Origin of the sequence: Gluconobacter sp. P1D12_c (assembly GCF_018812105.1) — a bacterium.
In the GTDB taxonomy this organism is placed as follows: domain Bacteria; phylum Pseudomonadota; class Alphaproteobacteria; order Acetobacterales; family Acetobacteraceae; genus Gluconobacter; species Gluconobacter oxydans_A.
In genome coordinates, this window is record NZ_JACSIQ010000644.1 from 1 (window position 1) to 403 (window position 403).

A 403-nucleotide genomic window follows, 5' to 3' on the forward strand; every position below is an offset into this window, starting at 1 on the left:
GCGCGCGGCTGGTGACAAGGGCGGGTTACGCAGCCACGAGAGCCAGGAGGCACTGCGATCGCCACGACGCTCCAGCATTTTGTCCAAACGACAACGGGTTTCCGGCGGCAGATCCCCTGCAAGGACGTCATGGACAAGGTGATCGGCCTGCTGGCGAGCACGGCGCACCAAGGCTTCAATGACAGTGACCGACGGCAGGAGAATGCTTCGGCGACGCATCTCGTCAATCAGGATCGCAGCCATGCGGGATGGCTGGGTCACATGATGTGCAATTGGCATCGCGAAACCGGTCATGTCATGAAATGCCGACCGATCGAAGGTTCGGTAGCCATAACGCTTCATCAGGTGGGCCAGATGGGATCGACGGGTTTCGTCACGACGTCCGTAATGGGACCAGAGCCCA

1 protein-coding gene is annotated in these 403 nt (G+C 60.3%); it reads right to left on the reverse strand.

Going from position 1 to position 403, the window contains the following annotated elements; translation table 11 throughout:
* On the reverse strand, nucleotides 1-403 hold a 403-nt coding region (locus tag KP705_RS21850), incomplete at both ends, for a DUF4158 domain-containing protein (protein ID WP_215765370.1).